Annotated in this window: 8 protein-coding genes; 1 reads left to right on the forward strand and 7 read right to left on the reverse strand. The window is 69.0% G+C overall.

Annotated features, from left to right (window positions below):
* Nucleotides 1–26 precede the first annotated feature (26 nt).
* The 5 genes from RBJ65_RS10030 to RBJ65_RS10050 all read right to left on the reverse strand — a co-directional run bounded on the left by RBJ65_RS10030 (nt 27) and on the right by RBJ65_RS10050 (nt 6365).
* Nucleotides 27–1238 (reverse strand): ROK family transcriptional regulator, encoded by a 1212-nt coding sequence (locus tag RBJ65_RS10030; protein ID WP_306318252.1) that lies wholly within the window; start codon nt 1236–1238, stop codon nt 27–29.
* 207 nt (nt 1239–1445) lie between these two features.
* Nucleotides 1446–2336: a carbohydrate ABC transporter permease gene (locus RBJ65_RS10035; RefSeq protein ID WP_306318251.1), complete on the reverse strand. Its 891-nt coding sequence runs from the start codon at nt 2334–2336 to the stop codon at nt 1446–1448.
* On the reverse strand, nt 2333–3394 hold the full coding sequence (locus tag RBJ65_RS10040) for a carbohydrate ABC transporter permease (RefSeq protein WP_306318250.1): 1062 nt from the start codon (nt 3392–3394) through the stop codon (nt 2333–2335). The genes RBJ65_RS10035 and RBJ65_RS10040 overlap by 4 nt, the downstream gene beginning before the upstream one ends.
* Nucleotides 3395–3401: 7 nt before the next feature.
* On the reverse strand, nt 3402–4745 hold the full coding sequence (ngcE, locus tag RBJ65_RS10045) for an N-acetylglucosamine/diacetylchitobiose ABC transporter substrate-binding protein (RefSeq protein ID WP_306318249.1): 1344 nt from the start codon (nt 4743–4745) through the stop codon (nt 3402–3404).
* A 558-nt stretch (nt 4746–5303) separates the two neighbouring features.
* On the reverse strand, nt 5304–6365 hold the full coding sequence (locus tag RBJ65_RS10050) for a PP2C family protein-serine/threonine phosphatase (protein WP_306318248.1): 1062 nt from the start codon (nt 6363–6365) through the stop codon (nt 5304–5306).
* A gap of 257 nt (nt 6366–6622) precedes the next feature.
* Here RBJ65_RS10050 and RBJ65_RS10055 point away from each other — a divergent pair, with 257 nt between their 5' ends.
* Nucleotides 6623–10480, forward strand: coding sequence for a GH92 family glycosyl hydrolase (locus RBJ65_RS10055; protein WP_306318247.1), 3858 nt, complete (start codon nt 6623–6625; stop codon nt 10478–10480).
* A gap of 37 nt (nt 10481–10517) precedes the next feature.
* On the opposite strand, the gene RBJ65_RS10060 is transcribed toward RBJ65_RS10055, so the two are convergent.
* Entirely contained in the window at nt 10518–12086 is a 1569-nt protein-coding gene (locus RBJ65_RS10060; RefSeq protein WP_306318246.1) for an ABC transporter substrate-binding protein, read from the reverse strand.
* A complete protein-coding gene (locus RBJ65_RS10065) occupies nt 12086–14257 on the reverse strand; it encodes an ATP-binding protein (RefSeq protein WP_306318245.1) in 2172 nt (723 codons plus the stop codon). Before RBJ65_RS10065 ends, RBJ65_RS10060 begins: the two co-directional genes overlap by 1 nt.
* Nucleotides 14258–14260 lie beyond the last annotated feature (3 nt).

Consider the following 14260-nt stretch of genomic DNA (forward strand, 5'->3'; position numbering starts at 1 on the left):
GGGTTGGCAACGGTGTCATGCGTTCTCTAAGTGAAGGCAGGTGTAGCTGCGGGCACAGAGCCCGCACCGGAGCCGTCCAAAAGCATCGAATCGCCCATCTCGCTGAGGGCCAGCGCCAGGGCTCCGAGTACCTCGGCCCGGCCGCCCAACGCCCCCGGAAGCACCGAGAGTTGGCGCCCGGCGCTGGGGATCGCGTACCGCCCGACGGACTCCCTGATGGGGCCGAGGACCAGCTCACCGGCCTCCGCGAGATCGCCGCCGAGGACGACCCGGCTGGGGTTGAGGAGGTTGCACAGGTTCGCGACGCCGGAGCCGATGTGCCGCCCCACGTCCGCGACGACCCGGCGGCAGCCCGGGTCCCCGTCGCGCGCGAGCCGGACGACGCCCTCCATGGTGAGGTCGGTCCCGTGGCTGGACTGGAGCAGCGGCAGTACGTAGCGGGCGGCGGCGAAGGTCTCCAGGCAGCCGCGGTTGCCGCAGCGGCACACCGGGCCCGACTCGTCGAGCGTGATGTGCCCGATCTCCCCCGCCGTGCCGCCGGGGCCGCGGTAGATCTTCCCGCTGATGACCAGGCCCGCGCCGACTCCGCTGGCGACCTTGATGTACGCGAGGTCCTTCACGCCCCGGCCGCTGCCCCACACCAGCTCGCCGAGCGCGCCCAGGTTCGCGTCGTTGTCGACGTGCACCGGCACGCCGAGGCGCCGGGCCAGCTCCTCGGCCGGCTTGGTGCCGGACCAGCCCGGCAGGATCGAGGTGGAGCCGAGCGTGCCGCTCTCCACGTCGATGGGGCCCGGCACGCCGAGCCCGACGCCCGCGACCTTCGCCCGGTCCACGCCGGTCGCCACGATGAGCCGCTCGACCAGCTCCTCGGCCCGGTCGAAGCCCTGCGCGGCGGAGGCGTCCACGTCGAGCGGCTCGGACTCCTCGGCGAGCACCTGGTGGGCGAGGTTGCCGACGGCCACGCGCAGGTGGGTGTGGCCGAAGTCGACGCCGATGACGATGCCCGCGTCGCCGCTCAGCGAGACGCTGCGGGCCCTGCGGCCACCGGCGGACGTGGGGGTGACCTCGACGGTTCCGCCGTCCTTGAGCTCCCGGACGATGTTGGAGACCGTCGCGGCGGACAGGCCCGTCGTCCGCGCGATCTCCGCCTGCGTGAGCGACCCCGCAAGCCGTACGGCGCGCACGACCCGCTCGAGATTGGCCCGGTGCAGCGAGGACTGCGACCCCGGAGTCTCCATTGACCCACCCTTATCCCGTGGCCCGCGTCACCCAGCGTGACCGGCGCCTGTACAAGTTATGAACTCCAAGCTCCGCTGAAGGTGTCTCCGCCGTCAAGCCCTTGACAGAAATCGGTGCTTTACACCGTACGCAGGGGTCGGGCCCCGGAGAGGAGATCCTCCGGGGCCCGACCCCTGTCGCGCGGCTTGTTGGGCGACGAATCGCCGTCAGCGGAAGGTGCCTTGCGACACCGAGCCGGCGATCCGGCGCTGGAAGAAGATGTACACGATCAGTACGGGCACCACCGTGACGACGATCGCCGCGAACAGCGCACCGTAGTCGATGTTGTAAACCTGCGAAGACGCGTACGCGGCCATGCCCTGGGTCAGCACCCATTTGTCCTGGTCGGTGTTGAGCGCGACCGGCAGCAGGAACTGGTTCCACAGACCCAGGAAGTTGAAGATCGCCACCGCGGCCATGCCAGGACGGGCCATCGGCAGCATCACCTGGAAGAACGCCCTCCAGTCCCCGGCGCCGTCGATCAGCGCGGCCTCGTACACGTCGTGCGGCAGCGACCGGAAGAACGCGTAGAGGAAGAACACCGTGAACGGCAGCGCGAACGCGACGTAGGTGAGGATCAGTCCCGGCCGGGTGTTGAGGAGGCCGAAGTTCTGGAGCTGGAAGAAGAGCGGGACGATGGCCAGGAAGACCGGGAAGGTGAGTCCGGCCAGCATCACGTAATAGATCAGCCGGCGGCCGGGGAACTGGAACCTGGCCAGGATGTACGCGCACATCGCGCCCAGCAGCATCACCAGGAACAGCGCGGAGACCACGACGATCACCGAGTTCAGGAAGAACTTCCCGATGTTCGCGTCGGTCCACGCGTTCACGTAGTTCTCGACCCGCCAGTGGCCCGGCAGCTCGAACGGCGACGACAGGATCTCGCCGGTCGACTTGAACGAGGACATCAGCACCCACAGCATGGGCACGGCCACGATCACGGACCACAGGATCAGCAGGGTGTGCGAGAGCACCGCGAACCTGCGGTCGCTGCTCACGGCGACGCGCGTCAGCTTCCGGTCGCTCTTCACCTTGCGGTCGGCGGCTATGGCGCTCACCGGCTACCTCCCTCGGAACCGGCACGCCGGGCCTTCCAGCCACGCGCCTTCTCTTTGCCCTCGTTCTCGCCGCCGCCGGTCAGGCGGTTGACGGTGAAGACGAGCGCCGCGAACACCAGGGTGACGACGGCGAGGACGACGCCCATCGCGGTGGCGAGGCCGAACTGCTGCTTGGTGAAGGCCATGTGGTACAGCCGCTGACTGATCGTCAGGGTCGAGTTGGCGGGACCGCCGTTCGGCAGCATCGCCTGTACGTAGACGAACGCGTCGAGGGCGGCGATGCCCAGGTAGATGTACGCCGTCTGCACGCTGTCCCGGATCGCCGGCAGGGTGATCGAGATCGTCATCCGGAACCGGCCGGCCCCGTCGATCCTGGCCGCCTCGTACAGCTCGGCGGGGACTCCCTTGATCGCGGCGATGAAGAGCACCGCGTAGAACCCGACGAGCCCCCAGACGATGACGAACATCAGGGCCGGCATCGCCGTCGACGTCTCGCCGAGCCAGGCGAACTCCTTGAAGTGGTCGAGGCCGAGCGAGGTCAGGACGCCGTTGACCAGACCCGCGTTCGGGTCGAACATCTGGGCCCAGATCAGGCCGACGATGATCGCCGGAACGACGTAGGGGAAGAACGAGATGATCCGGTAGAAGGAGGCGGCGCCGATGCCCCGGACGGGGCCGATGCTGGGCCCGCCCAGGGTGACGGCCACCGCGACCCCCAGGGCGAGCGTCAACGTCACGAACGGCACGACGGCCGCCAGCAGCGCGACGTTGGTCAACGCCTTCAGGAAGACCTCGTCCTGGAACATCTTGGTGAAGTTGTCGAGCCCGACGAAGTCGTAGTCCGGGCTGAAGCCGCGCCAGTTCGTCATCCCCCAGAAGATCGCCTGGGCGAACGGGTACAGGACGAAGAGCACGAAGATGGTCAGCGGGATGCCGAGGAACGCGAGGAAGAACGTCACCCGGTCGAACGTGAGCTTGCGGCGGCGGGGCCGCCCGCCACGGGCGGCCGGTGTCGGCCGGCCGCCCGCGGCTTCGGATTTGGTGATCGTGTCACTCATGGCAGTGCTAGCTGATCTTGATCTTGTCGACGGAGTCGTCATCCCTGACCTTGTCGGAGATCTTCTGCAGAGCCCTCGTCAGCCCCTTGGCGTCGAGGTCACCGGAGAGGAACGAGTTCCACGGCACCAGCTGGTCGGTGTTCATCCCGTAGGCCTCGACGAACCGCCGCATGTCGTAGATGTTGTCGCCCGCGGCGTTGAGCAGCTTCGTCTGGGAGACAAGGGCCGATGATCCGAAGCCGTCCGCCGGCACGGTGCCCTTGACGACCGTCGGGGCCAGCTTCGTCTTCGAGAAGTTGGCAGCCGCCTTCTCGGACAGCATCGCCCGCAGCACCTCTTTGCCACCGGCCGGGTTCTTGCCCTGCTTGGGAACGATGAACGGCTCGCCCGAGGCCGCGTGCAGCGTCTCGTAGGGCAGCTTCGGCTTGTCCGTGAGCGTCATCTCCGGGAAGCCGGTCATCTGGAAGTCCTTCTTGGTGGCGTCCTTCATCTCGTTCTCGATCCAGCCACCGGACGGGTAGAGAATCGCCTTCTGGTCGTTGCTCCAGATCGCCTGCGCCTTCTGGAACTGGGTGCCGGAGCCACCGGGGACGAACATCTTCTCCTTGACCATGGTCTCCATGACCTTGAGGACGCCCTGGATGGCCGGGTGCGACCAGGCGTTCTTCTCCAGATTTCCCAGAGCGAGCCGGACCTCGTTGCCACCCTCCTTGATCGCCGAGGCGAACAGCATCGTCTGGTAGTACGTTGCTGCTTCCTTGCCGTGGACGAAGAGGTACTTGCCCTTCTTCTTCGCCTTCTGGCCGAGGTCGAGCGCCTCGTCCCACGTCTTGGGCGGGGTCCAGTTGTTCTCCTCGAACAGCGTCTTCGAGTACCAGACGCCGTACACCGTCATCACGTAGCGGAGCGCGACGAACTTGTCGTTGTACGTCCCGGGTTCCTTGACGCCGGGGTAGACGATGTCGGCGATCTTCTTGCCCTCGTACGTCTTCGCCTCGAAGAGGTCGTCCAGCTCCTCCAGCTGGTCGAGGATGCCGAGGAACCCGATCTGGTCCTCACCGGAGTTGTCGATGAGGTCCGGCGGGTTGCCGCCGACGAACCGGGGCTGGAGCTCAGGGGCGATGTCGACGACCGGCTTGACCTGCACCTTGGTACCGGCGACCTGAGCGCCGATGACCTTGTTGACGTAATCGACGTAGTCGGTGCCGTAGCCGCCGTCGAAGATGGCCGCCTCGACCTTGGAGTTCTTTTCGACGCCGAACGGGTTCTTGCTGCTGCCCTTGTTCTTCGCGCCACCGTTGTTGTCGTCGTCGCTGGAGGGGGAGCCACACGCGACGGCGAACGAACCCATGGCCGCTGTTGCTATCGCTCCACGCAGGAGCGTGCGCCTGTCAAGAGAGCCGGCACGAATGGTCATCTCTGCATCCTCACTGATCGACTGGATCTCTACCGATGTGCTGATTGGTCGGCTGCCGGGCCGGAATGGCCATGCGCTTGCCGCAGTTCTCTGTGAACGCGTCCTGATGACGGTGCCGCTCAGCGGCACCGATGGTGATCAGCTGAGCGATGTCGGAAAAGGCCTGCACCGAGGGTGGATCCCATGCTCAAGTCCTCGCCTTCTAACAGGACTCAGGCGGTGAACCGGATCCTCCCCGGCACCGCGGTGATGTGCTGCGTAACGCAGGTGGAGCTGGGTGGTGCCCGCCCGGCAGGACGCACGGCCGGAGCGGTGGCGACAGGTATAGTCCACTCACAGCGGGGGGAGCAAGATCGATGCAGGTTTGGGTGTCGGTCTTTTCCGAGTTGAGACCTCACGGAAATACGTCGCACGAGCGACGAACGGATCTTTCCAACTCCCTTGCCTACAAAGGGTGTAGCGGAATCCCTCGGACCGCTTGCGGAGACGGGCTTACCCCGCCGCGCGGAATTCCATCAGCAGCAGCGCGGAATCGTCGTCGACACCCGATTCCGTGTGCGCGTGCACATCGGAGCGCACATGCACGAGGCAGTCGTCGAGGGACTCCCCGCGCAGCAACCGGACGCGCCGCACCAGCGGATAGAAGGCGTCCTCCGCGTTCCGCGCCTCGGCGAGGCCGTCGGTGTAGAGCAGCACGCGGTCGCCGTCCGCCAGCTCGACATGGCTCGGCTCCGGCGGCTCCGCCTCCAGCCACTCCAGGCCGAACGGCAGGGCGTGGCTTGGTGGTTGGGCGAGTTCGTGGCCACCGTCGGCCCGCACGACGAGCGGCGGCGGATGCCCGAAGGAGAGCAGCGTGAGCCGTCCCGACGGAGCGAGTTCGGCGAGCACCGCGGTGACGAACTGCTCGTCCACGCCCCGGCGTTGGAGCGCGTCCGCCATCTTGGCGGCGACCTCGCCCAGGTCCGCGGAGTCGTGCGCGCTCATCCGGAAGGCGCTGAGCATCACGGTGGCGGTGCGCACGGCGCTCAGCCCCTTGCCCTGTACGTCGCCGATGACGACGCGGACGCCGCCGGGCGCCGGGACCACCTCGTAGAAGTCGCCGCCGATCCGGGCGTCCTCGGTCGCCGAGAGGTAGGAGGCGGCGATCCGGGCGGGGGCGGTGTCCTGGGGCACCGGGGCGAGGATCACGCTCTGGACGAACTCGGAGATCATCCGGTGCCGGGTGGCCCGCCGCTCGTGCCGCACACGCGCCTGCGCGGCGACGGCGGAGGCCCCGGTCACCAGGGCCACGCTGATCAGGGCCACCGCGCCGCGCCGCGTGAAGAACAGGTCGTCGTACGCGGCCACCGCCGCACACAGCAGGAGCGCGACGAAGCCGCAGGTCACGACCTTGCGGGGCGGGGAGCAGCAGGCGGTGAGCGCGGGGCAGACGGCGAAGAGCGGGAGCAGCCCGACGTCCGCGCCGAGCACCACGTCGAAGACCGCGACGCCGGCCGCGAAGACGAGGCCGGGACAGAGGGCGGCGGGCCACGAGGGGGATGCGGGAACACGCATGACGTTTCCTGACGCCGGAAGCAAAGACGACGAGACTGGATCTTTTGCCAAGATTTGCCACTGTACATGGGCAATTCACACAGCCGACCTTCGCTCACCCCGCGTGAGGGCTTCCGCACGCGCCGTGTGTGACAACTCCGTCGCCCATTCCGTCCATAAGCACCCAACACCCTTGACACCACTGTGCACTTGGGCCACTACTGGACCTTGCTCAGCTAACTGACAACGTTGTCCATTAGCCGAAGGGCACACTTTTGATGAGACGCAGACACAGATTCGGTGCCACGGCCGCGCTCGGCGCGGCCGCACTCGTGCTCACGGCCGCCGGCCAGGGCCTCACCACCGCGACACCCGCCCGGGCCGCCGAGCCCCGGCCGGAATTCCGCTCGTCCTTCGAGGCCGGGCAGCCGGCCCCCGACTGGCTGAACACCGTCGACACCGCCCCGGACGGCAGCAAGCGGTCGAGCGGCGTGGACGGCGCGTACAGCAGCGGCATGCCGGGCAATGTGAACGGCCACGTCACCGACATCCGGGCCAGTGGCGAGAACACCAGCGGCGGCGAGACCAAGGAGAACCTCGTCGACGGCGAGGCGACGACCAAGTGGCTGGCGTTCACGCCGACGGCGTGGGTGGAGTACGACCTCGACGAGCCGGTCAAGATCTCCAAGTACGCGCTCACGTCGGCCAACGACCACGACGAGCGCGACCCGAAGGACTGGACCCTGAAGGGTTCGACGGACGGCAAGGACTGGAAAACGCTCGACTCCCGCTCCGGCGAGACGTTCGACAAGCGCCACCAGCTCAAGACGTACGACATCCAGGACCCGGCCACCGCCTACGCGCACTACCGCGTCGAATTCACGAAGAACAACGGCGCGAGCGACGCCACCCAGCTGGCCGACTTCCAGCTCTCCACCGGCGAGGACTCCACACCCGCCCCCGAGGACATGCTCTCGCTCGTGGACCGCGGCCCGACCGCCTCCCCCACCGCGAAGGCCGGCGTCGGCTTCACCGGGACGCGCGCGCTGCGCTACGCGGGCACGCACAAGGGAGACGGCCGCGCCTACTCGTACAACAAGGTCTTCGACGTCGACGTGGCGGTGGCCAAGGACACCGAGCTCGCCTACAAGATCTTCCCGTCGATGGCGGACGACGACCGCGACTACGACGCCACGAACGTCTCCGTCGACCTGGCCTTCACCGACGGCACGTACCTCAGCGACCTCAAGGCCGTCGACTCGTACGGCGGGGCGCTCACTCCGCAGGGGCAGGGCGCGGCCAAGCGGCTGTACGTGAATCAGTGGAACGCCGTGAAGGCGTCGATCGGTTCCGTCGCCGCCGGGAAGACCGTCGACCGGGTGCTCGTCGCGTACGACTCCCCGAAGGGGCCCGCGAAGTTCCGCGGCTGGCTCGACGACCTCAGCATCGCGAAGGCTCAACCCGCCCCGCCCAAGGCGCACTTGAGCGACTACGCGTCCACGACCCGCGGCACGAACTCCACCGGCGACTTCTCGCGCGGCAACACGTTCCCGGCGACCGCCGTCCCGCACGGCTTCAACTTCTGGACGCCGGTGACCAACGCGGGCTCGCTGAGCTGGCTGTACGACTACGCGCGCGACAACAACGCGGACAATCTGCCGACCCTCGAAGCGTTCTCGGCGAGCCACGAGCCGAGCCCGTGGATGGGTGACCGGCAGACGTTCCAGGTGATGCCGTCGGCGAAGGCGGGCGACGCGCTCGACACCTCGCGCTCGGGCCGGGCCCTGCCGTTCAAGCACGACGACGAGACGGCCACCCCCTCGTACTACGGCGTGAAGTTCCAGAACGGCGTGCGCGCGGAGATGACGCCCACCGACCACGCCGCCGCGCTCCGCTTCAGCTACCCCGACGACGACGCGAGCGTGGTCTTCGACAACGTCTCCGACAAGGGCGGCCTCACGCTCGACAAGGAGAACGGGGTCGTGACCGGCTACTCGGACGTGAAGTCCGGGCTGTCGGCGGGTGCGACGCGCCTGTTCGTGTACGGGGTCTTCGACAAGCCGGTGAAGGACGCCGAATCGGCGGGCGTGAAGGGGCACTTCACGTTCGACGCGGGCAAGGACAGGACCGTCACCCTGCGCCTCGCGACCTCCCTCATCGGCGTCGACCAGGCCAAGGACAACCTGGCGCAGGAGCTCCCGGAGAGCCGCTCCTTCGGCGACGTACGGGACGCGGCGCGCGCCCAGTGGGACACGCTGATGAAGAAGGTGGAGGTCGAGGGCGCGACGGACGACCAGCGCACGAGCCTCTACTCCTCGCTCTACCGGCTGTACCTGTACCCCAACTCGGCGTTCGAGAAGGTCCGTTCGGAGGGCGGATCCGGCACGGCCACGTACAAGTACGCCTCGCCCTTCTCGCCCATGCCGGGCCCCGACTCCCCCACCCACACCGGCGCGAAGATCGTCGAGGGCAAGCCGTACGTCAACAACGGCTTCTGGGACACGTATCGCACGACATGGCCCGCGTACTCGCTGCTCACGCCCAAGAAGGCGGGCGAGTTGGTCGACGGGTTCGTGCAGCAGTACCGGGACGGCGGCTGGACCTCGCGCTGGTCCTCGCCCGGGTACGCCGACCTGATGACCGGCACCTCCTCCGACGTCGCGTTCGCGGACGCGTACGTGAAGGGCGTCGACGACTTCGACGTGGAGTCGGCGTACAAGGCGGCCGTGAAGAACGCGACGGTGGTGCCTCCGCAGGCGGGTGTCGGCCGCAAGGGCATGGAGACGTCCCCGTTTCTCGGCTACACCCCGTCGGACACGCACGAGGGCATGTCGTGGGCTCTTGAGGGATACCTCAATGACTTCGGCATCGCGGAGATGGGCCGCAAGCTCTACAAGAAGACGGGCGACAAGCACTACAAGGAGGAGTCCGAGTACTTCCTGAACCGGGCCCGCGACTACGTCAACATGTTCGACGACAAGGCGGCGAGCGGCAGTTCGAGCCCGGGATTCTTCCAGGGCAAGGACAAGGCCGGCGACTGGCGGGTGAAGTCGGAGGACTTCGACCCGGCGATCTGGGGCTACGACTACACCGAGACCAACGCCTGGGGCTACGCCTTCACCGCCGTCCAGGACAGCCGCGGCCTCGCCAACCTGTACGGCGGCAGGGCCGGGCTCGCCAAGAAGCTCGACACGTACTTCGACACTCCGGAGACGGGCTCGAAGGACGTCGCCGGATCGTACGGCGGTGTCATCCACGAGATGACCGAGGCGCGCGACGTACGGATGGGCATGTACGGCCACTCGAACCAGGTCGCCCACCACGTCACGTACATGTACGACGCGGCCAGTCAGCCGTGGAAGACGCAGGAGAAGGTGCGCGAGGTCCTGTCGCGGCTCTACACCGGCAACGAGATCGGCCAGGGCTACCACGGCGACGAGGACAACGGCGAGCAGAGCGCCTGGTACCTGTTCTCCTCGCTCGGCTTCTACCCGCTGGTGATGGGCAGCGGTGAATACGCCATCGGTTCCCCGCAGTTCACGAAGATGACGGTCCATCTGGAGAACGGCAAGGACCTCGTTGTCAAGGCGCCGAAGAACAGCGCGAAGAACGTCTACGTGCAGGGCGTGAAGGTCAACGGCCGTACGTGGAACAAGACGTCGCTGCCGCACGAGGCGATCGCCAAGGGCGGCGTCATCGAGTTCGCGATGGGCGACAAGCCGTCGAAGTGGGGTACGGGGGCGGGCGCGGCCCCGACCTCGATCACGAACGACGACAAGGTGCCGTCGCCGCGCTCCGACGCGATCACCGGGTCCGGCGCGCTCTTCGACAACTCCTCTGCTACGTCGGCCAGTTCGGAGTCCGTGGAGCTGCCGGTCGGCGCGGACGGCGCGAAGGCGGTCCAGTACACGCTGACGTCGTCGGACGACCGGGCGAAGGCGCCGACGGGCTGGAAGCTGGAGGCGTCGGACGACGGTCGGAAGTGGCAGACCGTCGACGAACGCTCCGGCGAGTCCTTCGCCTGGGACCAGCAGACGCGGGCGTTCTCCGTGCCGGACCCGGCCGCCCACAAGCACTACCGGCTGGTGTTCTCCGGTGGGGCGGCGACGGTGGCGGAGGTGGAGCTGCTGTCGTGACCCGCACCACCCGCCCCGGCATCGGCCCTGCCCGCCCTCACGAGGGGCAGGCGCCCGCCTTGCCGCCGCGGTAGGTGCGGTACACCGGCTGGGGCTTTCCGGTGCCCGGCGGGAACTCCACGATCGGGACGGGCTTGCAGACCGCCCACTGGTCGTTCTCGCCGGGCCCCATGAAGCCGTAGGTGCCGCTCGCGCCCTGCAAGCAGCGGTCGCAGTGGCTGCCGTCGAGGGTCGCCGTGGTGAGCGTGCCGTAGATGTCCTTCGCGGACGGCAGCAGCATGGGGTCGGACTTCTGGTCGCCGGTGTCGTGGACCTCGCTGTACGTGCGGTCCACGGCGCCGGCGAGCAGCGTGAAGCCGTCGTAGTACATCGCCGCGTAGCCGTCGTCCAGCGCCTTGCCGCCCAGCTTGTACGTCTTCGCCAGCTTCTGGAAGCGGGCCACGAACGCGGCGGAGCCCCGGGGCGGCGTGTTCCGGTTCTTCACCCAGGCGGGGTCGTAGCCCGAGGCGTCCACGATGGTCGCGTTGATCGTGGTGAGGTCGCCCTTGACGTCCTCGGTGGTGAGGGCGGGGTCGAGGCCGGTGCCGACCTTCAGGATCCGCAGCTTGTGGCGGTGGTCGCAACTGCCTTCTCCCGCCAGGCGGTTGATGAGATAGGGCAGGTCCTGGTCCCGGCCCGCGTAGAAGACGGTGTCCGCCTTCTTGCCGCAGATCTTCGTGGCGGCGTCGGAGAACCGGCGCGTCATGCCCTGGTCGTCGCCGGACGAGCCGACGAAGTGGGCGTTGCGGTTGTCCAGGTCGTACTTGTCGTCGAAGCGCTCCTTGATGACCTTGCGCAGGTCCTTCGTGTAGACGTCGCCCTCGCGGGTGTCCCAGACGAGGAAGCCGCTGCCCTCGCCCCGGTGCTCGCGCAGATACGCGTCGAGGGCGCGGACGAACTCCTCGTTGTTGGGTGAGGTCTTGAAGAGGTACTGGTAGTTCAGCGAGGTCGCGCTGATCACCGGGCCCACGGTGGGGATGGAGCGCCCGGACAGGTCGGCGACCGCGCTGCGGGTCTCGGCGGTGCTGTTCGGGATGCCGGTCACGCCGATCAGCGGCGTCTTCTTGTCCTGGGCCAGCTCGTCGAGCCGGTCGACGACGTCCTCCCACTGGTCGAGGCCGCGGCCGTCGGGGGCGAGCAGCAGCTGGTAGTGCGGGCCGCCGCCGGCCCGGTTCGCCTCCTGCTGGGCGGCGAGGGCGCCGGCCAGACCGCGGCGGATCGTGTCGTGGGTCATCGCGCTGGTGGCGTCGGCGGTGAACGGCATCATCAACGCGATCCGCGCGTACGGGACGGGAGCCTGCCGGCCCTCCGGGTCGTCCCGCTCGCGCTGGACGCGCGCGTTCTCGTCGGCCACCTTCCGGATCAGGCCGTCGATGGCGGTGTCCCCCGTCTCGAAGGCGTGCGCGGTGACCCCGACGCAGTCCTTGCCGCGCGGTTCGAGGTCGTCGCCGCAGTCGCCGGGGCGGGACTGCACGAACCAGATGACGCCGCCGACGAGTGCGAGCACCGCCAGGAGGGCGACGCCCCAGTCCAGCGGGCCCCATTCCTTGGGTCGACCACGGAACATCAGGATCCTTCGCTGGCTGGGATGGGCAGGGGAAGCCGCTTGCGGGCGGCGGGCGGCCAGTCGCGGGCGGCCCGGCCGAGCGCCCCGTGCCACGTGTCGTGGCGGCGGGCGAGAAAGCCGAGTTCGGTACCGACGGCCTGGCACATTTCTCCGGCGTCCTCATCGATGTCCGCGTCGGCGTACGGCTCGGACAGGTACCACAGGGCGTGCAGCAGCCGGTTGATGGCGCGGTCCGTCTCGTCACGCGGGGCGGAGCGGCCCTGGTGCTCCTCCCGCGCGAGCCGTACCCGCTGGTCGGTCCAGGGCTCGACGCCCTCCGGAGCGCTGCCCGCAGGCGGTGTCGGCGCGGTGGCGCAGCTGCGCAGGCACGCCATCCAGTGTTCGACGCTCTCCTGGACCGCGGGGCTGCTGAACCCCTCGTAGAGCCGGTCCACGACCTTCCGCGCGTCCCCGGTGGCGAGCTTGTGCCACAGCGCCTCGGCCTCTTCCGTGTCGGCACGCGGTACGTGGTACTTGTGCAGGAAGTTGTGGATCCCGTGCCAGCTGTGCGCCCCTTCGGTGGGCGGCAGCGTGCGGCGCGCCTCGTGCACGAGCAGCCGTTGCAGCAACGGGTCGGCCACCAGGGGCTGTTCGAGGGGGACGGGCGGCTGCCACTGCCGCTCGACGAGGTACTGGGCGGCGGAGTTCACCGGCAGCTCCGGGCCGTCGAGGTGCAGATGTTCCTTGGCGAGTTCCTCGGCGGCCGCGTGATTCCTGGCCAGGCAGAACGTGATCAGCCGGTCGCGCTGGCGGCGCTCGGGCAGCAGCTGTTCGAGCAGCACTTCGGTGACGGGTCGCCCGCCTTCGGTCTTCAGGTGGAGCAGGTCCTTGGGCGTGACGGCGCGGCCTTGCCCCACCGCGTGCACCACGGCGTCGCACAGCAGGCTCGCGGAGAGCGGGTGCCCGTCGGTCAACGCGTGCAGGGCGGACGCCAGATGGGGGTGGAGCAGCAGCGAGGCGGTCGGGTCGAGCAGGTTCAGTATGTCGTCGCGGCCGAGCGGGGTGAGCGGCACGACGAGCAGTCCGGCGGACGCGTGGTGCCCGACGCGTTCCCATACGGGTGGCGCGTGCTCGCGCTGCGCGGTGCCGGCCGGGGGCAGCAGGTCGGCGAGTTCGCAGCGCACGGCGTACGGCGCCTCGTCCTCGGTCAGGTCGCCGAGGTGGGTGGCGACGACGGTGATCCGGTCGCGGCCCGGCCGCTGGGGTGCGGCGCGGTGGTCGAGCAGCAGCTCCAGGAAGCGCCGCCCCGGCGGGGTGTGTGCCTCGTCGAGCAGGATCAGCGGCCACGCCTCGCGGTTCCAGCGGCGTACGGTCGCGTAGGCGGAGCCGATCTCGTCGAGGAAGGCCGCCATCAGTTCGGTCTCACCGGCCCGCCGGAAGTCGCCGCCGTAGCGGAAGTTCCCGCCGAGCCGGACGAGGGCTTCGTGCCCCGCGTCGGGCGGGTGCCCTGGTGGTCGGCGCTGGGCGTACCACTTGCGGACGGCGGAGCCGATGCCGCCCAGCGAGGCCAGTTCCCGCAGGACGGCCCGTGTGACGCGCGGCGCATCCGGTGCCTCCCCGCCGTCGGCGCCCGGCTCCGTCTCCGGGTCCTCCTGCGCGTTCCCGGCCAGGGACGCCTCCACCTTCGCGGCCCATTCGCGGGCCACCGCGCGTTCGTCGCCGCGCATCAGTCCGCAGGCGAGGAGCATGCGGGCGTGGCGGGCGCAGACGGCGTCGCGTTCCTCGGCGTTCCCCTCGCGCCAGCCGGACACGGCGAACAGGCTGGGCACCAGGACGGGAAACCGGCTGAGCCCGGGGGCGAACGCGCACACCAGGCGCTCCAGGATCTCCACCAGGTCGGCGGCGGGCCCGACCCCGTCGGGCCGCGCCTCGCCCGGCTGTGCGGCGCGGCCCGACGGCACCACGCTGACGTGGGCGAGCGGCAGCCGCCCGCGGTAGTGCTCGTCGAGCGCGTCGAGGACGGCGCTGCGGCCCGTCCCGTGCCGGCCGGTGAGCAGGACGACGGGCAGATCGTCGCCGAACGTCTTCTTCCTGCGGGCCCGTTGCTCGTAGGCGAGGCCGACGAGGGCCGGTACCAGAGCGTGCACCACGGGGTCGCGCGCGTACAGTGGCGGCACCTGCGACCTGCCCATCAG

Origin of the sequence: Streptomyces sp. KL109B, assembly GCF_030766935.1 — a bacterium.
Taxonomy (GTDB): domain Bacteria; phylum Actinomycetota; class Actinomycetes; order Streptomycetales; family Streptomycetaceae; genus Streptomyces.